Source organism: Streptomyces triticirhizae (genome assembly GCF_003696235.1).
Taxonomy (GTDB): domain Bacteria; phylum Actinomycetota; class Actinomycetes; order Streptomycetales; family Streptomycetaceae; genus Streptomyces; species Streptomyces triticirhizae.
In genome coordinates this window covers 47,085-70,157 of sequence record NZ_RFFJ01000007.1, presented here as the reverse complement: position 1 = coordinate 70,157, position 23,073 = coordinate 47,085, and the positions used below count along the sequence as shown (strand labels likewise).

The following is a 23,073-nucleotide window of genomic DNA, read 5'->3' as shown; positions in this document are numbered from 1 at the left end:
GGCGGCGCGGCGCGGCGTCGCCGGGCGGCTGACGCTGGTGGCCGGCGACGCCGCCGGCTACGCGGCCGACGCCGCGCACGGCGTCTTCGACGCGGTGCTCTGCGTGGGCGCGACGCACGCCTTCGGCGGCCTGGAACGGACGCTGGCCGCCGCCCGCCGCAGGCTGGCGCCGGGCGGCCGGCTGGTGGTGGGGGAGGGCTTCTGGGAACGGGAGCCGACGCCGGCCGCGCTGGCCGGACTCGGCGCGGAACGGGAGGACTTCACCGACCTGGCCGGCGTGGTGGCCCTCTGCCAGGCCGCCGGGTTGACCCCGGTGTACGGGCATGTCTCCACGCTCGCCGAGTGGGACGACTACGAGTGGTGCTGGACCGGCTCGCTCGCCGGCTGGGCGCTGGACCACCCCGAGCACCCGAGGGCCGCCGAGGCGGCGGCCGAGGCCGCCGAGCACCGCGCCGGCTGGCTCGGCGGCTACCGGGGCGTGCTCGGCTTCGCCACCCTGGTGCTGCGCGGCCGCTGACGACGGCGGTGCGGGGATGGCCACGGCGCGTGGTCGTCTGCGGGCCGCTGACGACGGCGGTGCGGGGATGGCCACGGCGCGTGGTCGTCTGCGGGCCGCTGTCGACGACGGTGAGGGGTGGTCACGGCGCGTGGTCGTCTGCGGGACCGTCGCCCGTTCCCCGCGCCCTTGGGGTGGGTGGGCGTTCAGGGGCGCGGGGAACTGCGCGAGGTATGGGGGGCGGGCCGCAGGCGACGACGGTGGGGGGTTGCTACGGTGCGTGGTCGTCTGCGGGACCGTCGCCCGTTCCCCGCGCCCCTGGGGTGGGTGGGCGTTCAGGGGCGCGGGGAACTGCGCGAAGTATGTGTGCCGGGCCGCAGACGACGACGGTGGGGGAGAAGGCTCCGTCAGAACCGCCGCGTGATCAGCGCCTTCTTGACCTCCTGGATGGCCTTCGTCACCTCGATCCCACGCGGGCAGGCGTCCGTGCAGTTGAACGTCGTGCGGCAACGCCACACGCCGTCCTTGTCGTTGAGCACCTCAAGCCGCCGCTCGCCGCCCTCGTCCCGGGAGTCGAAGATGAAGCGGTGCGCGTTCACGATGGCCGCCGGGCCGAAGTACTGCCCGTCGTTCCAGAACACCGGGCACGAGGAGGTGCAGGCGGCGCAGAGGATGCACTTGGTGGTGTCGTCGAACCGCTCGCGGTCCTCGGCCGACTGGAGCCGCTCGCGCGTCGGCTCGTTCCCCGAGGTGATCAGGAACGGCATCACGTCCCGGTACGCCTGGAAGAACGGCTCCATGTCGACGACCAGGTCCTTGAGGACCGTCATGCCCTTGATGGGCTCGACCAGGATCGGCTTGGTCGCGACCCGGTCCTTGATGGGCGTGATGTCCTTGATCAGCGTCTTGCAGGCCAGCCGGTTCTTGCCGTTGATCCGCATCGCGTCCGAGCCGCAGATCCCGTGGGCGCAGGAGCGGCGGAACGTCAGCGTGCCGTCCTCGTGCCACTTGATCTGGTGCAGCGCGTCGAGCACCCGCTCCTTGGGGTCGATCGCGATCTCGAAGTCCTGCCAGTGCGTCTCGGCGGAGACCTCCGGGTTGAACCGGCGAATCCGGAACGTGACGGTGACCAGGTGGTCGGCGCCCGCCTGCGCGGCGGGCTTCTCCAGAGTCGGGGTAGCCATCAGTACTTACGCTCCATCGGCTGGTAGCGGGTGACGACGACCGGCTTGTAGTCCAGCCGGATCGACTCGTTGCCCTCGGCGTCCACCTCGCGGTAGGCCATGGTGTGCCGCATGAAGTTGACGTCGTCGCGGTTGGGGTAGTCCTCGCGGTAGTGGCCGCCCCTGGACTCCTTGCGGGCCAGCGCCGAGACCACCAACACCTCGGCCAGTTCCAGCAGGTTGCCCAGCTCCAGGGCCTCCAGCAGGTCGGTGTTGAAGCGGCGGCCCTTGTCCTGCACCGAGACGTTGCGGTAACGGCGGCGCAGCGCGGTGATGTCCTCAAGGGCCTCCTTGAGGGTCTGCTCGGTGCGGAACACCATGGCGTTCTTGTCCATGGTCTCCTGAAGCTCCTGCCGGATCTCCGTGACCCGCTCGCTGCCGGTGGCGTCGCGCATCCGCTCCACCTCGTCGGCGACGAACTTCGCCGGCTCGTCCGGCAGTTCGACGAAGTCGGCGGTGGCGGCGTACTCGGCGGCGGCGATGCCGGCGCGGCGGCCGAACACGTTGATGTCCAGCAGGGAGTTGGTGCCGAGACGGTTGGCGCCGTGCACGGAGACGCAGGCCACCTCGCCGGCCGCGTAGAGCCCGGGCACCACGTCGGTGTTGTTGGCCAGCACCTCGCCCATCACGTTGGTCGGCATCCCGCCCATCGCGTAGTGCGCGGTCGGCTGGATCGGGATCGGGTCGGTGTACGGCTCGATGCCCAGGTAGGTGCGGGCGAACTCGGTGATGTCCGGCAGCTTGGCGTCCAGCTGCTCCGGCGGCAGGTGGGTGAGGTCCAGGTAGACGTGGTCGCCGTCGGGGCCGCAGCCCCGGCCCTCGCGGATCTCGGTGTAGATCGAGCGGGAGACCACGTCCCGGGAGGCCAGGTCCTTCATGACGGGCGCGTACTTCTCCATGAAGCGCTCGCCGTCCTTGTTCCGCAGGATGCCGCCCTCGCCGCGCGCGCCCTCGGTGAGCAGGATGCCCATCTTCCAGATGCCGGTCGGGTGGAACTGGAAGAACTCCATGTCCTCCAGCGGCAGTCCGCGCCGGAACGCGGCGGCCTGCCCGTCGCCGGTGAGGGTGTGCGCGTTGGAGGTGACCTTGTAGAACTTGCCGTTGCCGCCGGAGGCGAAGACCACGGCCTTGGCCTGGAAGACGTGCAGCTCACCGGTGGCCAGCTCGTAGGCGACGACGCCGGCGGTGCGGCGCTGCCCGTCCACCTCGTTGAGCAGCAGGTCCAGCACGTAGAACTCGTTGTAGAACTCCACGCCCTCCTTGACGCAGTTCTGGTACAGCGTCTGGAGGATCATGTGGCCGGTGCGGTCGGCCGCGTAGCAGGAGCGGCGCACCGGGGCCTCGCCGTGGTTGCGGCTGTGGCCGCCGAACCGGCGCTGGTCGATCCGGCCCTCGGGGGTGCGGTTGAACGGGAGGCCCATCTTCTCCAGGTCGAGCACGGAGTCGATGGCCTCCTTGGCCAGGATCTCCGCCGCGTCCTGGTCCACCAGGTAGTCGCCGCCCTTGATGGTGTCGAAGGTGTGCCACTCCCAGTTGTCCTCCTCGACGTTGGCCAGGGCGGCGGCCATGCCGCCCTGCGCCGCGCCGGTGTGGGAGCGGGTCGGGTAGAGCTTGGTGAGGACCGCCGTCCGGCTGCGCTTGGTGGCCTCGATGGCCGCGCGCATCCCGGCGCCGCCGGCGCCGACGATCACGGTGTCGTACTTGTGGATCTGCATGGTCGAATGCCTCGTCAGCCCCGGTGCGTCAGCGGATGTTCGGGTCGAAGGTGAAGATCACCAGGGTGCCCAGCAGCACGGTGAAGACCGTGGCCGTGTACAGCAGCATCTTCAGCCAGAAGCGGGTGCCGTCCCGCTGCGCGTAGTCGTTGATGATCGTCCGCAGCCCGTTGGCGCCGTGCAGCATGGCGAGCCAGAGCATGATCAGGTCCCAGGCCATCCAGAACGGGGAGGCCCAACGGCCGGCCACGAACGCGAAGCTGACCTTGCTGACGCCGCCGTCCAGCACCAGCTGGATCAGCAGGTGGCCCAGGACCAGCACCACCAGCACGATGCCGGACAGCCGCATGAAGACCCAGCCGTACAGCTCGAAGTTGGTGCGGGTCGCCTTCGGCGTGCGGGCCGTCCTGGCGCGCGGCGGCTCGATCAGCGGCGCGGGGTTGTCGGGGCTGGTGCCCTCGGAGGCACTCACGGAACTCACTGCGCTCATGGTGATCTCAGCTCCCGAACACTTCGCGGACGGCGTGGCCCAGCACCGGGTAGGCGGCGCCGGCCATCAGCACCAGCCACAGGCCCACCACGGTCCAGAGCATCTGCTTCTGGTAGCGGGTGCCCTGGGACCAGAAGTCGACGGCCACCACCCGCAGGCCGTTCAGCGCGTGGAACAGCACAGCGGCGACCAGGCCGTACTCCATCACGGCCACGACGGGCGTCTTGTACACCGCGATGGTGTCGTCATAGGCCTCGGGGGAGACACGGACCAGAGCGGTGTCCAGCACATGGACGAACAGGAAGAAGAAGATGAGGACACCGGTGACGCGGTGCGCCACCCATGACCACATGCCTTCCCGGCCGCGGTACAACGTTCCTGCCGGCACGGAAGAACCCTTCGCACACGATTCACGTCGGGCCTGCCCGCGGATTCCGGTCCTCGGGACCTTCGGTCGGCCCGGCCGGGTACGGTCCACCGGCCGGGCACATGGTATCGACGCGTTTCGGCCGGCTTGGCCCGGGGGGCCACGGGGGCGATAAATCCGGCATCCCTGTCATCCGTTTGCCAGCTGATGACCAGCGGTTACCTTCGGAATATGCGACAAGCGCCCTGGCGAATAGCCGCACTGGCCGGAGCGGTGGCGTTGATCGCCGTGGCCCTGGTTCTCACGGCTACCAGCCCCTCCGGAGACCCCCACGAGTCCGCCGGCACCCGGCAACCCCGAGGCGTCGGCGAGTCCCCCGCGACTCCCCTGCCCACCGGACCCAACGAGGCGCCCCGCACGGTGCCCTCGGTCCGTTCCTTCGAGGCCGCGCCCGGGCCCGGCTGGGCCCCGGCCGAGTCCACCCGGGTGGTGACCGACCCGGACGGGCCGCTGACCGACGAGGCCGACCGCCTCGCCGAGGAACTGGACGTCGAGCGCTCCGACGAGGACCCGGGCGCCGGCGACATCGAGCTGGTCCTGGACCGCGACGCCGACTGCGGCGCCGAGGGATACCGGCTGGAAACCGACGACCAGCGGGTCACCATCACCGCCGAGACGCCGGCCGGCGCGTTCTACGGCACGGTCACCCTGACCCAGGCCGTGCGCGACCAGGGCGGCATCGCCCAGGGCACCGTCGAGGACCGGCCCGACCGGCCGCAGCGGGGCCTGAGCCTGGACATCGCCCGCAAGCACTACGACGCCGAGTGGATCGAGGCGCGGCTGCGCGAGATGGCGGAGCTGAAGCTCAACCAGCTCCAGCTCCACTTCAGCGACGACCAGGGCTTCCGGATCGAGAGCGAGTCCCACCCTGAGGTCGTCTCCGATGACCACCTCACCAAGGACCAGGTGCGCGACCTCATCCGACTGGCCCAGTCGCTGCACATCGACGTGATTCCGGAGATCGACTCGCCCGGCCACCTGGGCGCGGTCCTGGAGGCGCACCCCGACCTCCAGCTGCGCGAGCGGGACGGCAGCGCGACGCCCGGCGCCATCGACATCGCCAACCCGGACGCCGGGGAGATCGTGGACGACCTGCTGCGCGAGTACGCGGAGCTGTTCCCCAGCGACTACTTCCACCTGGGCGGCGACGAGTACGCGGCGCTCTTCAAGAGCGACCCGGACGCGGCCTACCCGGACCTGGCCGAGGCGGCGCGGGAACGGTTCGGCGACGACGCCACCGTGACCGACCTGGCCACCGGCTGGCTCAACGACCGGGCCGACGCCGCCCGCGACGCCGGCAAGACCCCGCAGGTGTGGAACGACGGGATGCACGCCGGCGGCGAGGTCCAGCCCGACCAGGAGCGTGAGGTCACCTACTGGACCGGCCGTGAGGTCGGCGCCAGGGAGCCGGTGGAGTACCTGGAGGGCGGCTGGTCGCTGATCAACATGAACTCGGAGTACCTCTACTACGTGCTCGGCGAACCCAACCAGTTCGTCTATCCGACGGGTGAGCGGATCTACGAGGAGTGGACGCCGGACGTGGTGCGCGGCAGCGAGCCGGTGCCGGAGGAGTTCCGCAACGCGGAGGACGTGCCCGGCGGGCGGTTCGCCGTCTGGGGCGACCTGGCCGAGGCGCAGACCCAGGAGGAGGTGGCCGCCGGCATCGTCGGGCCGCTGCGGGCGGTGGCCCAGAAGCTCTGGGACCCGGCCCAACCCGAGCTGGACTGGGCCGAGTTCAGCGAGCTGGCGGACCGGGTGACGGCGGGCTGAGCCCCGGCGTCGGTTCGGGCGGCGGTGCTCAGGTTCGGGCGGCGGCGCGGCTCAGGCTGCGGCGCCGGTGAACATCGCGAGCAGCCCTGCGGGGGCGTCGTCGTCGCGGGCGACCAGCCGGAAGACGTCCGCGCCCTCGGCCGCCGCCTCGGCGCCGTGGGCGAAGAGGTCGCGCTCGTGGGCGGCGAGCGCGGCCTCGACGTCGTCGGGGTGGGCGGCCAGCGCCCGGCCGAGTTCGGCGCCGTCGAGCATGGCCAGATTGGCGCCGTCGCCGGACGGCACCATCAGGTGCGCGGCGTCGCCGAGCAGCGTCACACCGGGGACGCGCTCCCAGCGGTGCCCGGCCGGCGTCCCTACCGCTCCGCCGGCGGGCGGCCCCGGCGGGCCGGGGGGCGGGCGTCGGACGGCATCCGGCCAGCCTCCCGCAGGGCCCGGCGGAGCAGATAGTCCACCTGCGCGTTGGTGCTCCGCAGCTCGTCAGCCGCCCAGCGCGCCAGCGCCTCGTGCACCGCCGGGTCGAGGCGGAGCAGCACCTGCTTCCGGGCGGGCCGCCCGGTCACTGGTACAGGGTCCGGGTGTTCACCACGGGCTGCGGCGAGCGGTCGCCGCAGAGGACGACCAGCAGGTCGGAGACCATCGCCGCCTTGCGCTCCTCGTCCAACTCGACCAGATCCAGCTCGCTGATCCTGCCCAGCGCCGGAGTCTCCCGGATCGACGGCTCGGGCAGGTCGGGCAGTTCGGGAACGGCCGTGGTCGGTCCGGCAGGGGTGTCGCGTCGCGCCATGGTCCCTCGTCTTCTCGTCACCGTCGGCTGTAAGGAGCGTCACACCCGCCCACGCCGAATGTTCTAGCAAAGTGCTAGCACTTTAGCGGAAGAGCAGCGGCATCGGGAAGCATGGGGACGGAGGCGTTCGGTCCGTACGGGCCACGCGCCGGACCAACGCCGGGTCAACGCCGGGCCAACACCGAGCAGTTCGCGCGAAGAAGCGGCGGGGAAGTCGAGAAGATCGAAGAAGAACGAAGACAAACGAAGGAGAACGCGAGACCGCGCGGGCGAAAGGCGTGAGAGCGCTGTGCGACCTGGTGCGTTGGGGGCTCGGCTGGGCAGCCACGCTAAGACAGCCGGGGTCGCCACCCCCCACAGGAGAGACCCCGGCTGTCCGCCGGACGCGGGCCCGACCGGGCCCGATCCGTACTTCCTTCTGCGCTTCGGGCGTGGTTTCCGTTACCGCGTGGATACGGCCGGATGCGCCATGGACGAGGTCGCCGAGGACGCGTAGCGTTCAGGACCGAAGGACAGACAGTTACCACCGAGGGAACGAGTGTGCGGCGCGATGCCGCAAAGGGGGCGGGAGTGCAGGGGGCAGACTGCGAGCTGACCGAGGCGGTGCGTGCCGCCCAGGGGGGCGACGAGGCCGCGTTCCGCGCGGTCTTCCGCGCCGTGCATCCACGGTTACTCGGCTATGTGCGGACCATCGTGGCCGAGCCCGACGCGGAGGACGTGACCGCCGAGGCGTGGCTCCACATATCGCGCGACCTGGACCGGTTCGAGGGCGACGCGGACCGCTTCCGAGGCTGGGCCGCGCGGATCGCGCGCAACCGCGCGTTGGACCACCTCCGCGCCCGGGGGCGGCGCCCCCGGGAGTGCGGCACCGACGAGACCGCGCTCGTCGACCTGCCGTCCTCCGCCGACACGGCGGAGGAGGCCATCGCCGCGCTCGGCACCAGCAGGACCATCGAGCTGGTCGCCGAGCTGCCGCAGGAGCAGGCCGGCGCCGTGATGCTGCGCACCCTCTTCGGACTGGACGCCAAGCGGGCGGCGCTGCTGCTCGGCTCGCGCCCCGGAGCCGTGCGCACCGCCAACCACCGGGGGCTGCGCCGCCTGGCCGAGCTGGTGGAACGCGCCTGACCCGAACCGCCGCCGGCCGGTGTGTAACGCAAACGCGGGCTACGGCGCAGTAAGAAGCAGGCCGACTGGTCATCGGCCGACAGGGGCTCAACCCGGAGGTCCCCCCCGTACCTCAGGGAGCCCCAGGCGCGGGCGGGGTGGTTTTCCCCCAGCCCCGCTCGCGCCGCCCTCATTCCTCAGGGGCCGCCCGGCGGCCCCTTTTCTGTTCTCCGGGTTCTCCGGGTTCTCCGGGTTCTCCGGGTTCTCCGGGTTCTCCGGGTTCTCCGCCTCCGCTCTCCGGCCCCGGACACATCCCCGAGCGGGGTCGCGTGCCCCGGGTGAACACCCTGCGGAAACACGGCTCCCATCCGGTGAACAACGACGTTCTCGCGGGTGAACGCGGCGTCTTCCGAGGTGAGTTCGGGTTTCTGTGTCGCGCTGTTAACGCCGTGTTGTGGCTGAGTTGGTCCGCGACTCGAAACGGCTGCCTAACGTTCAGAACGTGTCCGATTCATCCCCCGCCGCCCTCCGCGTCGCCGTGCTGGCGGACTCCGACACCCGGTGGAAGTGGGGCGCCCTGACGGCGCTCCGCATAGCCCCCGGGGCCGCCGTCCACGGCTATCTGCTCTGGGGTCGCGCCACGCCGACCCAGCGGCAGCTGGCCGAGGTGGGGGCCGAGGCCGACGAGCTGACCGAGGTCAACGCCGTCGAGTTCCTCGCGGAGCAGGGCCGCAGGGCCACGGGCGAGGACCCGGCGCTGCCCCCGTTCGACGTGCTGGTCCTGGCCTGCGTCGGCGGCACCACCCAGGCCATGCTCCACGGGCTGGCCCGCGCCTGGGACGGCGTCGAACGCCGCCCCGCCGTCGTCACCGGCTATGTGGGCGTCGTCTACGAGAAGCTCTCCGACGGGCTGCTGCTGCGCCACGGCGCCGACCTGGTCCTCGCCAACAGCCCGTACGACGAGCGCCGGTTCCGCGCGATCTACGACGGGGTCGGCGCCGGCAGCGCGTCCGTCACCCCGTGCGCCCTCCCGTTCCTCGGCGGCACCCGCTACGACCCGGGCCCCGCCGAGCGCGGCGAGCGGCCGACCCGCGTCGTCTTCGCCGTCCAGCCCTCGGTGCCCGAGGGGCGCGCGGAGCGCTCGTACCTGCTGGGCCGCGCCATGGCGCACGCCCGGCGCCACCCGGCGCGCGAGGTGGTGCTCAAGCTGCGCAGCAAGCCCAGCGAGCACACCACCCACATCGAGGAACTCCCCTACCAACGCCTCGCCGAGCGCCAGAAGGAGGAGTGGCCGCCCAACTTCCGCCTCGCCTACGGGAACATGGGCGAGGTCCTGGACGGCACCGACCTGCTGGTGACGGTCTCCTCGACGGCCGCCCTGGAGTCGCTGGAGCGCTCCATACCCACCGCCGTCCTCACCGACCTCGGCGTCCGCGAGCCGCTGGGCAACCACTACTTCATCGGCTCCGGCTGCCTCGCCTCCTGGGACGAGATCGACGACGGGGCGCTCCCGACCGCCGACCCCGACTGGCTCGCCGACCAGGGCATCACCCGGGACGCCGCCGGCGTCGAGACCGGCTTCGCCACCGCGCGCGGCCGGCTCGCCGCCCTGCTGGAACGACGGGCCGGCACCGGACTGCCGCCGCTGGCCCCCTACTACACGCCGCGCACCGCGCCCGGCTATCTGCCCCGGCTGCTGGCCCGCCACGGCCTCGACCCCAAGGGCGAGCCGCTGGCCGCCCAGCCGTCCGCCGCCGCCGAGGCCGGCCTGCGCGCCGCCTCCAGGAAGCTGCTGCGCCGCACCGCGCGCGGCGCCTACCGCGCCGGGGCCCAGCGCGTCGCCCCCCTGATCCGCCGCTGGGGGCAGCTGTGAACGCGCTCCCGCCGAACACCGCACCCGCGACCGAAGACCCCGCGACCGACCAACGAAGGCGTGAGCCATGAGCACAGTGCTGGCCGTGATCCCCGCGCGCGGGGGCTCCAAGGGAGTCCCCGGCAAGAACCTCGCGCCCGTCGGGGACGCCCCGTTGATCACCCGCGCGGTGCGGGAGTGTCGGGCCGCCCGGCTGCTGACCTCCGTGGTGGTCTCCACCGACGACCCCGGCATCGCCGCCGCCGCGCACGCCGCCGGGGCCGAGGTGATCGAGCGCCCCGAGGACATCTCCAGCGACACCGCGACCAGCGAGGCCGCCGTCCTGCACGCCATGGGCGTCTACGAGGAGCGCCACCGGGTGCGGGTCGACGTCGTGCTGCTGGTCCAGTGCACCAGCCCGTTCCTCAGCCGCGAGGAGATCGACGGTGTCGCCGCCGCCGTGCTCGACGGCGCCGACACCGCGCTGACCGTCGCCCCGTTCCACGGCTACCTCTGGCGTGAGGCCGCCGCCACCGGCGGCCACGGCGTCAACCACGACAAGGCGTACCGCCCCCGCCGCCAGGACCGCCCCCAGGACCTGCTGGAGACCGGCGCCGCCTACGCCATGCGGGCCGCCGGCTTCCGCGCCGAGCGGCACCGCTTCTTCGGCCGCACCGAACTCGTGCGCGCCGACCCCGCGCGGGTGTTGGAGATCGACGACCCGCACGACCTCGCCCGCGCCCGCGCGCTGGCCCCGCTGCTGGACGGCGGACGGAACGCCATAGCCACCGGCCGGCCCGCCGACCAGGAGAGCTACGCGCGCTTCCCCCACTTTCCCGACTATCTGCCCACCCGCGCCGACGTGGACGCGGTGGTGCTCGACTTCGACGGCACCCAGACCGACGACCGGGTGCTCGTCGACTCCGAGGGACGGGAACTCGTCTCGGTCCACCGAGGCGACGGGCTCGGCATCGCCGCCCTGCGCCGGGCCGGGATGCCCCTGTTGATCCTGTCCACGGAGGAGAACCCGGTGGTCGCCGCCCGGGCGCGCAAGCTGCGCATCCCGGTGATGCACGGCGTCGACCGGAAGGACCTCGCGCTCAAGCAGTGGTGCGAGGAAGCAGGAATCGCCCCGGAGCGCGTGCTCTACGCGGGCAACGACGTCAACGACCTGCCGTGCTTTCACCTGGTCGGCTGGCCGGTGGCCGTCGCCTCCGCCCACGACGTCGTGCGCTCCGCCGCCCGCGCTGTCACCTCAGCGCCGGGCGGGGCGGGTGCCGTCCGCGAGATCGCCTCGTGGCTCCTCGGAAAGGAACTGACAGCATGACCGCAGGAAACCGGCTCCGTCAGCTCGGCGACCGCATCGTGGGCCCGGGCCGCCCGGTCTACATCACGGGCGAGATCGGCATCAACCACAACGGTGACCTGGAGAACGCCTTCGCCCTGATCGACGCCGCCGCCGAGGCCGGCTGCGACGCCGTGAAGTTCCAGAAGCGGACCCCGGAGATCTGCACCCCCCGCGACCAGTGGGACATCGAACGCGACACCCCCTGGGGCCGGATGACGTACATCGACTACCGGCACCGCGTCGAGTTCGGCGCCGACGAGTACCGCGCGATCAACGAGTACTGCGTCAAGCGCGGCCTCCACTGGTTCGCCTCGCCCTGGGACACCGAGGCCGTCACGTTCCTGGAGGACTTCGACGTCCCCGCCTACAAGGTGGCCTCCGCCTCCCTCACCGACGACGAGCTGCTGCGCGCCCTGCGCGCCACCGGCCGCACCGTCATCCTCTCCACCGGGATGTCGACGCCGCAGCAGATCCGGCACGCGGTCGAGGTGCTCGGCAGCGAGAACATCCTGCTCTGCCACGCCACCTCCACCTACCCGGCCAAGGCCGAGGAGCTGAACCTGCGGGTGATCCACACCCTCCAGGCCGAGTACCCCAACGTTCCCATCGGCTACTCGGGACACGAGACCGGCCTCCAGACCACGCTGGCCGCCGTCGCCCTCGGCGCGGTCTTCGTCGAGCGGCACATCACCCTGGACCGCGCCATGTGGGGCTCGGACCAGGCCGCCTCCGTCGAGCCGCAGGGCCTGGCCCGGCTGGTGCGGGACATCCGCACCATCGAGGAGTCCCTCGGCGACGGCGTCAAGCGGGTCTACGAGAGCGAGTTGGGCCCCATGAAGAAGCTGCGCCGGGTCAGGGGCGTCGTCGCCGAGCGCGCCGAGAACGCCCCCGAGCCCGCCTCGGTCTGAGGCGGCCGGCCCGGCCGTCCGGACACAACCCGACCACAGGGGTCACGGAGAGGTCCATGAGCGCATCCCAGACCAGGACAGCCGAGCCGATCGAGGCGGCGGAGACGCTGGCCTTCGCCGAGAGTCCCGTCCAGCTGCTCAACATCCTGGAGTGGGCCAGCGCCTCCGAGCCGGGCCGCTGCGCGGTGGTGGTCCTGCCGCCGCGCGACCCCACCACGCGCGGCCAGCTGCGCCGGATGGCGCGGCTGGCCCGCGAGTCGGGCCACCAGGTCCGCTGGCAGGAGGCGCGCGGCGGCGCGGGCGCGCCGCCCAGGACGCTGGCCGCGCTGGCCGGGCCGCTGCGCCGGGCCCGCCGACTGGTGGTGGGCGACCCGTTCTCCCGCTACCTTCAGCTGCTGCTCTCGCTCAGCCGCCCACGCGACATCGTGGTGGTCGACGACGGCACGGCGACCATGGAGTTCGTCTCCCAACTGGCCAACGGGGAACGGCTGGTGCGCTGGCACCGGCCGTCCTCCCGGGGCGCGGCCGGGCTGCTCTTCGCGCCGGTCGCACGCCGGGCGGTGCACCGGCTGAGCCCAGCGCCCGGGCGCACGGTCGAAGTCTTCACCGCGATGCCGGTGCGCCCCCTGGAGGGGATCACCGTCACCGAGAACGCCTTCCCCTGGACCCGGCGCCACTTCGGGCTGCCCCGGGTCACCCGGGGCGCCGACCTGGTCGGCACCTCGCTGGTGGAGACCGGCGTGCTGCGCGAGGACCGCTATCTCGCGGCCGTCACCGACCTGGCCAGGCAGCACGGGGTGACCCGCTACTGGGCCCACCGCAGGGAGAGCGCGGAGAAGCTGCGCAGGCTCGGCGAACACGCGGGCGTCGAGGTGATCCGCCCCGACCTCCCCCTCGAACTGGTGGCCAGACGGGGGCCGATAGGCGACACCATCCTGAGCTTCCCTTCCACCGTGGTGCACACGCTGCCCAGGGTGTTGGCCGACACCGACGTCAGGGTGCTGGTCTGCGACCTGGCCGAGGGGTGGTTCACGGACCGGGTCACGGCGCGGGCCAGCGGATTCCTCTCCGCCGTGACCGCGACCGCCCGTGGCACCCACGGCCTGGTCTCCCTCCCGGCCCCACAGTCCTGACGGAACGATCCGCAGTCGACCACGCGCCGTGGCGGCCCCTTCACCGTCGTCGCCTGCGGCCCGCTCCCCCTACTTCGCGCAGTTCCCCGCGCCCCTCAAGGGCCCACGGCCCCGGGGGCGCGAGCAACGGTCGACGGGTCCGCAGTCGACCACGCACCCGCACCACCCGCCGTCGTCCCCGAAAGCGCCGCAGGCAACTTCGGGCAAGATCAGGGCAATCGCGCGCAAGCGCGGATAAGAGAGCACTCATACCCAGTCGCCAGACGACCCAATCGGCAACCATCGCTTCCGTTGCGTGAACTTTGCATGATCCACGGCACATCGGGGCCTGAACGGGGCTAACCTCGGTCCCGTGAGTGATCTGCTGTCCCCGGAGTCCACCCCCACGACGCTCGACGACGCGCTGCGTGCGGAGCTGATCGCCTTCCGGCGCGACCTCCACCGGCACCCCGAGTTGGGGAACCAGGAGGTACGCACCACGGCCGTGATCAAGGAGCGCCTGGAGCGGGCCGGCCTGGCCCCCCGCGTCCTCGACACCGGCACGGGCCTGGTCTGCGACGTCACGCCCCCCGGGGGCAGGGGCGAGCTGCTCGCGCTGCGCGCCGATCTCGACGCGCTGCCGATCCCGGACACCAAGACGGTCTCCTACCGTTCCACCGTCCCCGGCCGCGCCCACGCCTGCGGGCACGACGTGCACGCCACCGTCGTGCTGGGCGCCGGCCTCGTGCTGGCCAGGCTGGCCGCCGAGGGCCGGCTCACCCGCCCGGTGCGGCTGCTCTTCCAGCCGGCGGAGGAGGTCCTCCCCGGCGGCGCGACGGACGCCATCGAGTCCCGGGTGCTCCAGGGCGTCGGCCGCATCCTGGCGCTGCACTGCGACCCCAAGGTCGAGGCCGGCCGGATCGGCCTGCGCACCGGCGCGATCACCTCAGCCTGCGACCGGATCGAGATCACCCTCGCCGGCCCCGGCGGCCACACCGCCCGCCCGCAGTTGACCACCGACCTGGTCACGGCGGCGGCCAAGGTCGTCACCGAGGTGCCCGCGCTGCTCAGCCGCCGCGTCGACACCCGCGCCGGCCTCGCCGTCACCTGGGGCCGGCTGGCCACCGGCCACGCGCCCAACGTCATCCCGCAGACCGCCGAGCTGTCCGGCACGATGCGCTGCCTGGACCTGGACACCTGGCGGCAGGCGCCCGACCTGGTGCACGCGGCCGTCGACGAGGTGGCCACGCTCTGGCGGGCCAAGTCCGAGATCCAGTACATCCGGGGCGTCCCCCCGGTGGTCAACGACCCGGAGTCCACCGCGCTGTTGGCCGACGCGATGACCGCCAGGTTCGGCGCGAGCGCCGTGGAGTCCACCGAGCAGTCGCTCGGCGGCGAGGACTTCTCCTGGTACCTGGAGCAGGTGCCCGGCGCGATGGCCCGCCTCGGGGTCCGGCCCAGGGGCGACGCCTCGACGACCACCAGGGACATCCACCAGGGCGACTTCGACGTGGACGAGCACGCCATCTCCGTCGGCGTTGACCTGCTGACGGCCGCCGCCCTCCTCGGCTGAGGAGCTGATCATGACGGTGAACGGGTGGTCCTGGAACGTGACATGGGCCACCCCTCCGTGTTGCGTCCACGTTGCCTTAACACCGATCTGATAACGGGCCCGAACGATGGCTGCCACCCTGTTCTACGCGCGTTACGATCGGCCCAACAGCGCCGTAAGAGGCGCTTTCACACCCGAAGGGATCGGTCCTCTTGCGCCGCGTATCAAGGTTCGCAGCAACGGTCGCCCTCGCCGCGACGCTGGCCCTGACCGCCAGTGCCTGTGGGGAGAGTTCGACCGAGTCCAACGAGAACGAGGGAGAGAAGGGGCCCGGCATCGCCTTCGACGTCGGCGGCCGCGACGACCACTCCTTCAACGAGTCGGCGGCGACCGGCGCCGACCGCGCCGGCGAGGCGTTGGGCATCACCCCCGAGTTCCAGACCGCGCGCAACGGCGAGACCAACGCCGACCGCGTGCAGCGCCTCACCGGCCTGGCCAACGCCGGCTACAACCCGGTGATCGGCGTCGGCTACCTCTACGGTGACGCGATCGCCGAGGTCGCCGCCGAGTTCCCCGACACCACCTTCGGCGTGGTGGACGCGGCCCCCGAGGGCGACAACATCTACAGCATGGTCTTCGCCGAGCACGAGGTCTCCTACCTCGCCGGCGTCGCCGCCGCCCTCAAGTCCGAGACCGGCCGGGTCGGCTTCATCGGCGGCGTGGACAACCCGCTGATCCAGAAGTTCGAGGCCGGCTTCGTCCAGGGCGTGACCGACACCAACCCGGATGTCGAGGTCGAGGTCGACTACCTCTACGCCGACGACGACCGCGGCTTCGCCGACCCGGCGAAGGCCAGCGAGAAGGCCAACGCCATGCTCGGCCGGGACGTCGACGTGATCTACACCGCCGCCGGCTCCTCCGGCTCCGGCTCGATCGAGCAGGTCGCCGGCGTCGAGGGCGCCTGGGCGATCGGCGTGGACTCCGACCAGTACCAGCAGCCCGGCCTCGCCGAGTACCAGGACTCGATCCTGACCTCCGGCGTCAAGCGGGTCGACGTGGCCGTCGAGGACCTGATCACCGCCGTGCACAACGGCGAGGCCCCGTCCGGCGTCCACGAGTACACGCTGGCCGAGAACGGCGTGGAACTGGCCACCTCCGGCGGGTTCATCGACGACATCCAGGACGAGATCGACGCCGCCACCGAGCGCATCGTCAACGGCGAGGTCACCGTCGCCAGCACCCCGTGACACCCGCCGGCGCCCGCGCCACCGCCCACGCCGGGGCGGACGGCGCGGGCGCCGGCGAGTTCGGGGTCCGCTCCCTCGACGGGTCAGCGACGGCCCGCCCCCCACGCGGTACCGTCTGCCCCACCCGTCCCGCCCAACCCCCGTGCGGGGCCCGCTCCTTCGCTCCCGAGGAGAGTGCGTCATCCCAGCCTCCAGCAGCCAGCGCCCGGCCGCCGAGGACGCCGGCACCCCCGACGTCCCAGCGGTGGCCCTGCGCGGCATCACCAAACGCTTCCCCGGCGTGGTCGCCAACCACGACATCGACATCACCGTCCGGCGCGGCACCGTGCACGCCCTGGTCGGTGAGAACGGTGCCGGCAAGTCCACCCTGATGAAGATCCTCTACGGGATGCAGCGGCCCGACGAGGGCACCATCGAGATCGACGGGCGGCGGGTCTCGTTCAAGGGCCCGGCCGAGGCCATCGCCTGCGGGATCGGCATGGTGCACCAGCACTTCATGCTGGCCGACAACCTGACGGTGCTGGAGAACGTGGTGCTGGGCGCCGAGAAGGCGCACGGGATCGGCTCCCGCGCCCGCCGCCGGATCGCCGAACTCTCCGAGACCTACGGGCTGAACGTCCGCCCCGACGTCCTCGTCGAGGACATCGGCGTCGCCGACCGGCAGCGCGTGGAGATCCTCAAGGTCCTCTACCGGGGCGCCCGCACCCTGATCCTCGACGAGCCGACCGCCGTGCTGGTGCCGCAGGAGGTGGACGCGCTCTTCCGCAACCTGCGCGGCCTGACCGCCGAGGGCCTCACGGTGCTGTTCATCTCCCACAAGCTGGGCGAGGTGCTGTCGGTCGCCGACGAGATCACGGTGATCCGGCGCGGCACCACCGTGGGCAGCGTGCTGCCGGCCGAGACCAACCCGAAGCAGCTCGCGGAGCTGATGGTGGGCAGCGAGCTGCCGACGCCCGCCACCCGCGAGTCCACCGTCACCGACGAGCCGGTGCTCACCGTCTCCGGGCTCCACCTGTCGGGCACCGACTCCGACGGGCTGCGCCGCGAGATGCTGGCCGACATCGACTTCACCATCCACCGGGGCGAGGTGCTGGGCATCGCCGGCGTGGAGGGCAACGGGCAGGCCGAGCTGGTCGAGGCCGTGATGGGCGTGCGCATCCCGGACGGTGGGACGATCACGCTGGACGGCGAGGAGATCTCCGGCGCCTCGACGCGGCGGCGCCGCGAGGCCGGCATCGGCTACGTTCCCGAGGACCGCCATCGGCACGGGCTGCTGCTGGACGCCCCGCTCTGGGAGAACCGGATGCTGGGCCATGTCACCGAGGCGCCCAACTCCCGTGGCCCGTGGTTGACGGGGGCCGCCGCCAGGGCCGACACCCGTCGCATCGTCGAGGAGTACGACGTGCGCACGCCCGGGATCGAGGTCACCGCCGGCTCGCTCTCCGGCGGCAACCAGCAGAAGCTGATCGTCGGCCGGGAGATGAGCCACCGACCCAAGGTGCTGATCGCCGCCCACCCCACGCGCGGCGTGGACGTCGGCGCGCAGGCCCGGATCTGGGACGAGATCCGCCGCGCCCGGCACGAGGGCCTGGCCGTGCTGCTGATCTCGGCCGACCTGGACGAGCTGATCGGCCTCTCCGACAGCCTGCGGGTGATGTACCGGGGCCGGCTGGTCGCGGACGCCGACCCCGCCACCATCACCCCCGAGGAGCTGGGCACCGCCATGACCGGCACCGCCAGCGGCCATCTGACGGCCGAGCACGGCGACGCGGACTCCGACACGGACTCCGGCGTGGACTCCGGCCCGGGGTCCGGCGCTGAGTCCGGCGACCCCAACGGACCCGAGGGAGGCGCGCGATGACCGTAGGAAAGCCCGGGGTCGTCGCCCGCCGGCTGAACGAGCGGCAGCGCGAGAAGCTGATTCTCGGCGTCGCCGCCCCGCTGCTGGCGCTGCTCACCGCGATGGCCATCACCTCGCTCGTGATGGTCGTGACGGGCGACAACCCGTTCACCGCGTTCTCCGTGATGTTCGACTTCGGCATCAAGAGCGACAGCCAGGTCTGGATCATCAACAAGGCGATCCCGTACTACCTCTCGGCGGTCGCCGTCGCCATCGGCTTCCGGATGAACCTCTTCAACATCGGGGTCGACGGCCAGTACCGGGTCGCCGCGTTCTTCGCCGCCGTGGTCGGCGGGGCGCTCAGCCTGCCCGGCTTCGTGCAGATCCCGGTGATCCTGCTGGTCGCGATGGTCTGCGGCGGCATCTGGGCCGGCATCGCCGGCTACCTCAAGGCGACCAGGGGCGTCAGCGAGGTGATCACCACCATCATGCTGAACTTCATCGCCGGCTCGCTGATCGCCTACTTCCTCCAGGAGGGGCGGCTCGCCGAGCGCGAGGGCAACATCGTGCACACCCCGGACATCCCGGAGTCCAGCTACTTCTTCGAGTTCGCCACCAGCGTGCAGCCCATCCACGGCACGGTGCTGATCGCGGTGCTGATCGGCGCGGCCTACTGGTTCGTGCTCACCCGCACCCGCTTCGGCTTCGACCTGCGGGCGGTGGGCCGTTCCGAGTCGGCCGCCGAGGCCAGCGGCGTGAGCGTGACCCGCACCGTGGTCACCGCGATGCTGCTGTCCGGCGCGGTCGCCGGCCTGGTGGGGATGCCGACCCTGCTCAACGAGTCGGGCAACTACGGCAACGACTTCCCCGAGGGCCTCGGCTTCACCGGCATCGCCATCGCCCTGCTGGGCCGCAACCACGCGATCGGCATGGGCTTCGCCGCGCTGCTGTGGGCGTTCCTCGAACGCACCGGCACCCAGCTGGAGTTCGAGGGCTTCGACCAGGAGATCGTCGGGGTGATGCAGGGCATCATCGTGCTCTCCGTGGTCGTCGCCTACGAGCTGGTGCGCCGCTGGGGCGTGCGCCGCCAGCAACGCCTGGTCGGCGAGAAGCTCGCCCAGGCGCGGAAGAGCGACAACGACCAGGCGGAGGTGTCCGCGTGACCACCACCCTGAACGCCCTCGCCGAACGGGTCCGGGGCCCGGTGGAGGGCGGCCGGCGCGGCCTGACCTATCCGATGGCGCTGCTGCTGGTCGCCGGCGCGCTGCTGCTGCTCTCGCTGGTCCGCGTGATCACCGACGAGAACAGCCTCACCGGCACCGACCAGTGGGTCTCGGCGATGACCTTCGCCGTGCCGATCGGCCTGGCCGGGCTGGGCGGGCTGTGGGCCGAGCGCTCCGGCGTGATCAACATCGGCCTCGAGGGCATGATGATGCTCGGCCTGTTCGCCGCCGGCTGGATCGGCTGGCAGCACGGGCCGTGGGCGGCGGTGGCCGCCGGCATCGTGGGCGGCGCGCTGGGCGGGCTGGTGCACGCGGTCGCGACCGTGACCTTCGGCGTCGACCACATCGTCTCCGGCGTCGCCATCAACATCCTGGCGCTGGGCGTGGTGCAGTTCCTCGCCAAGCAGTGGTTCGGCGGCGAGGGCAGCGAGGCGGCGGCCGCCGGCGGCAACGACAAGCAGTCGCCGCCGATGGAGCGCATAGAGCCGTTCAGCGTGCCGGGGATCTCCGACTGGCTGGGCGACCTGTCCGACAAGCACTGGTTCCTGGTCTCGGACACCGCCGGCATCGCGCGCGCCCTGGTCCACAACGTGTCCTGGCTGACGGTGCTCGCCGTGCTGCTGTTCGTCGGCACCTACCTGCTGCTGTGGCGCACCTCGTTCGGGCTGCGGCTGCGGTCCTGCGGGGAGAACCCGCAGGCCACCGAGTCGCTCGGGGTCAACGTCTACCTCTACAAGTACCTGGCCCTCGCGGTCTCCGGCGGCCTGGCCGGCCTGGGCGGCGCCTATCTCGCGGTGCTGATCCGGATGTACCAGGACGGGCAGACCGGCGGGCGCGGCTATCTGGGCCTGGCCACCATGATCTTCGGCAACTGGCGGCCCGGCGGGGTCGCGGCCGGCGCCGGCCTCTTCGGCTTCATGGACGCGCTCCAGACCAGGGGCGGCGGTGCGGTGGTCCACGCGACGCTGCTGCTCTTCGCGCTGCTGCTGCTGGGCCTCGCCGTCTGGCAGTACCTCAGGGGTCGTAGGGTGGTGGCGTTCGCGCTGGCCGGCACGGCGGTGCTGCTGTGGGCCTGGTACGCGGCCACCGACACCATGCCGCTGGAACTGGTCACCGCCAGCCCGTATCTGACGACCCTGCTGGTGCTGACGCTCTTCGCGCAACGGCTGCGCGTGCCCCGGGCGGTCGGCAAGCCCTACCGAAGGGGACAGGACAGTTGACCACCGCACCCGTCGACTGGGACGCGCTGCGTGCGGCGGCCCGGGACGCCAGGTCCCGGGCCTACGCCCCCTACTCGAAGTACCCGGTCGGGGCCGCCGCCCTGGTGGACGACGGCCGCACGGTCGTCGGCTGCAACGTGGAGAACGCCTCCTACGGCCTGACGCTCTGCGCCGAGTGCGGGCTGGTCTCCGCGCTGCACGCCACGGGCGGCGGGCGGCTGACGCACTTCACCTGCTGCAACGGCTCCGACGCGATCATCACCCCGTGCGGCCGCTGCCGGCAGCTGCTGATGGAGCACGGCGGCCCCGAGCTGCTGGTCGACCTGCCCGGCGGGTCCCGCCCGCTGGCCGAACTGCTCCCCGACACCTGGGACTTCGACGACCGCCCCTGAGCCGCCTCGTCCCCCCGGCGTCGCCCCCTCACCCCGGCCCATCCCCCGCCAGTTCTCCCTGCAACGGACGCGCATCTGACATGGACGTCATCTCGATCATCCGCACCAAACGCGACGGCGGGGCGCTCAGCGACGCCCAGATCGACTGGGTGGTGGCCGCCTACACCGCCGGCGAGGTCGCCGACGAGCAGATGTCGGCGCTGGCCATGGCCATCCTGCTCAACGGGATGGAGCGCCGGGAGATCGCCCGCTGGACGGCGGCCATGATCGCCTCCGGGGAGCGGATGGACTTCCGCGCGCTGTCCCGCCCGACGGTCGACAAGCACTCGACGGGCGGCGTCGGCGACAAGATCACCCTGCCGCTGGCGCCGCTGGTCGCCGCCTGCGGCGCGGCCGTTCCCCAGCTGTCGGGCCGGGGCCTCGGGCACACCGGCGGCACCCTCGACAAGCTGGAGTCCATCCCCGGCTGGCGGGCCGGGCTGGACAACGCCGAGATGCTGCGGGTCCTCGACGAGGTCGGCGCCGTGGTCTGCGCGGCGGGGGAGGGGCTGGCCCCGGCCGACCGCAAGCTCTACGCGCTGCGGGACGTCACCGGGACCGTGGAGTCGCTGCCGCTGATCGCCTCCTCGATCATGTCCAAGAAGATCGCCGAGGGCACCGGCTCGCTGGTCCTCGACGTCAAGGTCGGCTCGGGCGCCTTCATGAAGACCCTCGACGACGCGCGGGCGTTGGCCGAGACCATGGTGGGGCTCGGCACCGACCACGGGGTGCGCACCGTCGCCCTGCTCACCGACATGTCCACGCCGCTGGGCCGCACCGCCGGCAACGCCCTTGAGGTGGCGGAGTCCGTCGAGGTGCTGGCCGGCGGCGGCCCGAGGGACGTCGTCGACCTGACCCTGGCGCTGGCCAGGGAGATGCTGGACGCGGCCGGGCTGCCGGACGCCGACCCGGAGCGGGCGCTGGCCGACGGCTCGGCGATGGACCACTGGCGGCGGATGATCGCCGCCCAGGGCGGCGACCCGGACGCGCCGCTGCCGACCGCGCGGGAACGGCACGTGGTGCCGGCCCCGGCCAGCGGGGTGCTGGCCACCCTCGACGCCTACGCCGTGGGCCTGGCCGCCTGGCGGCTGGGCGCCGGCCGGGCCCGCAAGGAGGAGGGCGTGCAGGCGGCGGCCGGCGTCGAACTCCACGCCAAGCCGGGCGAGTCGGTGGTGGAGGGTGCCCCCCTGGTGACCCTCCACACCGACACGCCCGAGCGGTTCGAGGCCGCGCTGGAGGCGCTGGCCGGCGAGGCGATCCGGGTCGTGCCGGCGGACGCGGCCGACGACGGAACCGGGACCCCCCCGCCGCCCACCGTGCTGGACCGCATCGCCTGACGGCCCGCCGGGGCGCGCACCCGGCGGGAACCGGCGCCGCGCGCCGGGCGCTCAGTGCCCGAACTGCCCCGGCTGGTAGTCGCCGGCCGGCGTCCGCGCGATGACGTTGAGCCTGTTGAACGCGTTGATCACGGCGATCAGGGACGCCAGCGCGGTCAGCTGCTCCTCGTCGTAGTGCTGGGCCGCCCGCGCCCAGACCTCGTCGCTGACGCCGCCGGCCGTGTCCGCGATCCTGGTGCCCTCCTCGGTCAGCTCCAGCGCGGCGCGCTCGGCGTCGGTGAAGACGGTGGCCTCCCGCCAGGCGGCGACCAGGTGGAGCCGCACCGCCGACTCGCCGGCGGCGGCCGCGTCCTTGGTGTGCATGTCGGTGCAGAAGCCGCAGCCGTTGATCTGGCTGGCGCGGATCTTCACCAGCTCCTGGGTGCTGGTCGGCAGCCCCGCGTCCGTGATCGCCTGGCTGGCCCCGACCAGGTGCTTGACGACCTTGCCGGCCAGCTGGCTTCCGAACATGTTGAGACGCGCGTCCATGGGTGACTCCCTCGTCGTTGTCGAACGATCCGCGGCGCCGTCGCTTCCGACGCCCTCACCCTTATGACCACGCGAGGCGCCGGAATGTGACACGTTCCGATGTGACCCGCGTCTCCCGTTGTCGCACAACCTCCCGCGCGCGCCGCCGGGTTGTCCGCGCGCCCCCACGACCCGCTGGCGTGCGCCGGCGCATCCCCGCGCGCCGGCGGACCGGCGTTTGCCGGATCGTGGCGTGAGCGCCGTCCGGAATGTCGGATTCCTTGGCATGATCGGCCGTTGTGGCTAGTACGCTTTGCCGTGGCATCGAAGGAACGAGACGGCGGGAGGTGTTGCTGCGATGCGCAGTGAACCTCCCAGTCATCCACAGCGCCACGCCTCTCCGCCCAGGTAGCGACACCGCCTGGGGCGCTGGGCGTGTGCGCGCACACCGGATGTCCGTGGCCGCTTCTCGTTCCCAGGGGGTTCC

General features: G+C 72.3%; 20 protein-coding genes and 2 pseudogenes. 14 read left to right on the top strand and 8 right to left on the bottom strand.

The features are described from left to right. Positions 1 to 517, top strand: a 517-nt coding sequence (locus tag EBN88_RS03195) for a methyltransferase domain-containing protein (RefSeq protein ID WP_122182234.1), incomplete at its 5' end; no start/stop codon positions are given. Positions 518 to 903: 386 nt separating this feature from the next. Here EBN88_RS03195 and EBN88_RS03190 read toward each other — a convergent pair. Genes EBN88_RS03190 through sdhC form a run of 4 tightly spaced genes read right to left on the bottom strand, consistent with a single transcriptional unit; the run spans position 904 to position 4,312 of the window. After that, positions 904 to 1,680 carry a succinate dehydrogenase iron-sulfur subunit gene (locus tag EBN88_RS03190; protein ID WP_122182233.1) on the bottom strand — a complete coding sequence of 259 codons (777 nt, stop codon included), beginning with the start codon at positions 1,678 to 1,680 and terminating at the stop codon, positions 904 to 906. After that, positions 1,680 to 3,434 carry a succinate dehydrogenase flavoprotein subunit gene (sdhA, locus tag EBN88_RS03185; protein ID WP_122182232.1) on the bottom strand — a complete coding sequence of 585 codons (1,755 nt, stop codon included), beginning with the start codon at positions 3,432 to 3,434 and terminating at the stop codon, positions 1,680 to 1,682. The genes EBN88_RS03190 and sdhA overlap by 1 nt, the downstream gene beginning before the upstream one ends. 28 nt (positions 3,435 to 3,462) lie before the next feature. Next, the gene (locus tag EBN88_RS03180) at positions 3,463 to 3,924 is read right to left on the bottom strand and encodes a succinate dehydrogenase hydrophobic membrane anchor subunit (RefSeq protein ID WP_122182231.1); all 462 of its coding nucleotides are present in this window, start codon (positions 3,922 to 3,924) and stop codon (positions 3,463 to 3,465) included. A gap of 7 nt (positions 3,925 to 3,931) precedes the next feature. Further along, on the bottom strand, positions 3,932 to 4,312 hold the full coding sequence (sdhC, locus tag EBN88_RS03175) for a succinate dehydrogenase, cytochrome b556 subunit (RefSeq protein WP_122182230.1): 381 nt from the start codon (positions 4,310 to 4,312) through the stop codon (positions 3,932 to 3,934). Positions 4,313 to 4,522: 210 nt separating this feature from the next. Between sdhC and EBN88_RS03170 the strand changes: the two genes are divergently transcribed. Next, positions 4,523 to 6,121, top strand: a complete 1,599-nt coding sequence (locus EBN88_RS03170) for a beta-N-acetylhexosaminidase (RefSeq protein WP_122182229.1) — start codon at positions 4,523 to 4,525, stop codon at positions 6,119 to 6,121. 51 nt (positions 6,122 to 6,172) lie between these two features. On the opposite strand, the gene EBN88_RS03165 is transcribed toward EBN88_RS03170, so the two are convergent. From EBN88_RS03165 to EBN88_RS03155, 3 genes and pseudogenes are all read right to left on the bottom strand, one after another. After that, positions 6,173 to 6,436, bottom strand: coding sequence for an FAD-dependent monooxygenase (locus EBN88_RS03165; protein WP_407703366.1), 264 nt, complete (start codon positions 6,434 to 6,436; stop codon positions 6,173 to 6,175). A 38-nt stretch (positions 6,437 to 6,474) separates the two neighbouring features. Continuing rightward, the gene (locus EBN88_RS03160) at positions 6,475 to 6,732 is read right to left on the bottom strand and encodes a hypothetical protein (RefSeq protein WP_233580418.1); all 258 of its coding nucleotides are present in this window, start codon (positions 6,730 to 6,732) and stop codon (positions 6,475 to 6,477) included. After that, positions 6,678 to 6,818 (bottom strand): annotated as a pseudogene (locus EBN88_RS03155) (SPFH domain-containing protein); the annotation flags it as partial. The gene EBN88_RS03160 and the pseudogene EBN88_RS03155, both read right to left, overlap by 55 nt. 657 nt (positions 6,819 to 7,475) lie before the next feature. On the opposite strand from EBN88_RS03155, the pseudogene EBN88_RS03150 reads away from it, so the two are divergent. The 12 genes and pseudogenes from EBN88_RS03150 to EBN88_RS03095 all read left to right on the top strand — a co-directional run. Then, positions 7,476 to 8,018, top strand: a pseudogene (locus EBN88_RS03150) (RNA polymerase sigma factor); the annotation flags it as partial. A 493-nt stretch (positions 8,019 to 8,511) separates the two neighbouring features. After that, positions 8,512 to 9,882, top strand: a complete 1,371-nt coding sequence (locus EBN88_RS03145; protein WP_122182226.1) for a DUF6716 putative glycosyltransferase — start codon at positions 8,512 to 8,514, stop codon at positions 9,880 to 9,882. A gap of 67 nt (positions 9,883 to 9,949) precedes the next feature. Further along, positions 9,950 to 11,188, top strand: a complete 1,239-nt coding sequence (locus EBN88_RS03140; protein WP_122182225.1) for an N-acylneuraminate cytidylyltransferase — start codon at positions 9,950 to 9,952, stop codon at positions 11,186 to 11,188. Next, the gene (locus EBN88_RS03135) at positions 11,185 to 12,117 is read left to right on the top strand and encodes an N-acetylneuraminate synthase family protein (RefSeq protein WP_122182224.1); all 933 of its coding nucleotides are present in this window, start codon (positions 11,185 to 11,187) and stop codon (positions 12,115 to 12,117) included. The genes EBN88_RS03140 and EBN88_RS03135 overlap by 4 nt, the downstream gene beginning before the upstream one ends. Before the next feature lie 56 nt (positions 12,118 to 12,173). Next, positions 12,174 to 13,250: a hypothetical protein gene (locus EBN88_RS03130; protein WP_122182223.1), complete on the top strand. Its 1,077-nt coding sequence runs from the start codon at positions 12,174 to 12,176 to the stop codon at positions 13,248 to 13,250. Positions 13,251 to 13,602: 352 nt separating this feature from the next. Beyond that, positions 13,603 to 14,802, top strand: a complete 1,200-nt coding sequence (locus EBN88_RS03125) for an amidohydrolase (RefSeq protein WP_122182222.1) — start codon at positions 13,603 to 13,605, stop codon at positions 14,800 to 14,802. Positions 14,803 to 14,993: 191 nt separating this feature from the next. Beyond that, positions 14,994 to 16,028 carry a BMP family lipoprotein gene (locus tag EBN88_RS03120; RefSeq protein ID WP_122182221.1) on the top strand — a complete coding sequence of 345 codons (1,035 nt, stop codon included), beginning with the start codon at positions 14,994 to 14,996 and terminating at the stop codon, positions 16,026 to 16,028. Positions 16,029 to 16,209: 181 nt separating this feature from the next. Further along, positions 16,210 to 17,889: an ABC transporter ATP-binding protein gene (locus EBN88_RS03115; RefSeq protein WP_122182239.1), complete on the top strand. Its 1,680-nt coding sequence runs from the start codon at positions 16,210 to 16,212 to the stop codon at positions 17,887 to 17,889. Next, entirely contained in the window at positions 17,886 to 19,031 is a 1,146-nt protein-coding gene (locus tag EBN88_RS03110) for an ABC transporter permease (RefSeq protein ID WP_122182220.1), read from the top strand. The genes EBN88_RS03115 and EBN88_RS03110 overlap by 4 nt, the downstream gene beginning before the upstream one ends. After that, positions 19,028 to 20,311: an ABC transporter permease gene (locus EBN88_RS03105; RefSeq protein ID WP_233580409.1), complete on the top strand. Its 1,284-nt coding sequence runs from the start codon at positions 19,028 to 19,030 to the stop codon at positions 20,309 to 20,311. Before EBN88_RS03110 ends, EBN88_RS03105 begins: the two co-directional genes overlap by 4 nt. Next, the gene (locus EBN88_RS03100) at positions 20,308 to 20,703 is read left to right on the top strand and encodes a cytidine deaminase (RefSeq protein WP_122182219.1); all 396 of its coding nucleotides are present in this window, start codon (positions 20,308 to 20,310) and stop codon (positions 20,701 to 20,703) included. Before EBN88_RS03105 ends, EBN88_RS03100 begins: the two co-directional genes overlap by 4 nt. A gap of 80 nt (positions 20,704 to 20,783) precedes the next feature. After that, the gene (locus EBN88_RS03095) at positions 20,784 to 22,079 is read left to right on the top strand and encodes a thymidine phosphorylase (RefSeq protein WP_122182218.1); all 1,296 of its coding nucleotides are present in this window, start codon (positions 20,784 to 20,786) and stop codon (positions 22,077 to 22,079) included. Between the two features lie 51 nt (positions 22,080 to 22,130). Here the strand turns inward: EBN88_RS03095 and EBN88_RS03090 are convergent, their stop codons facing one another. Beyond that, positions 22,131 to 22,607 carry a carboxymuconolactone decarboxylase family protein gene (locus EBN88_RS03090; RefSeq protein ID WP_122182217.1) on the bottom strand — a complete coding sequence of 159 codons (477 nt, stop codon included), beginning with the start codon at positions 22,605 to 22,607 and terminating at the stop codon, positions 22,131 to 22,133. Positions 22,608 to 23,073 lie beyond the last annotated feature (466 nt).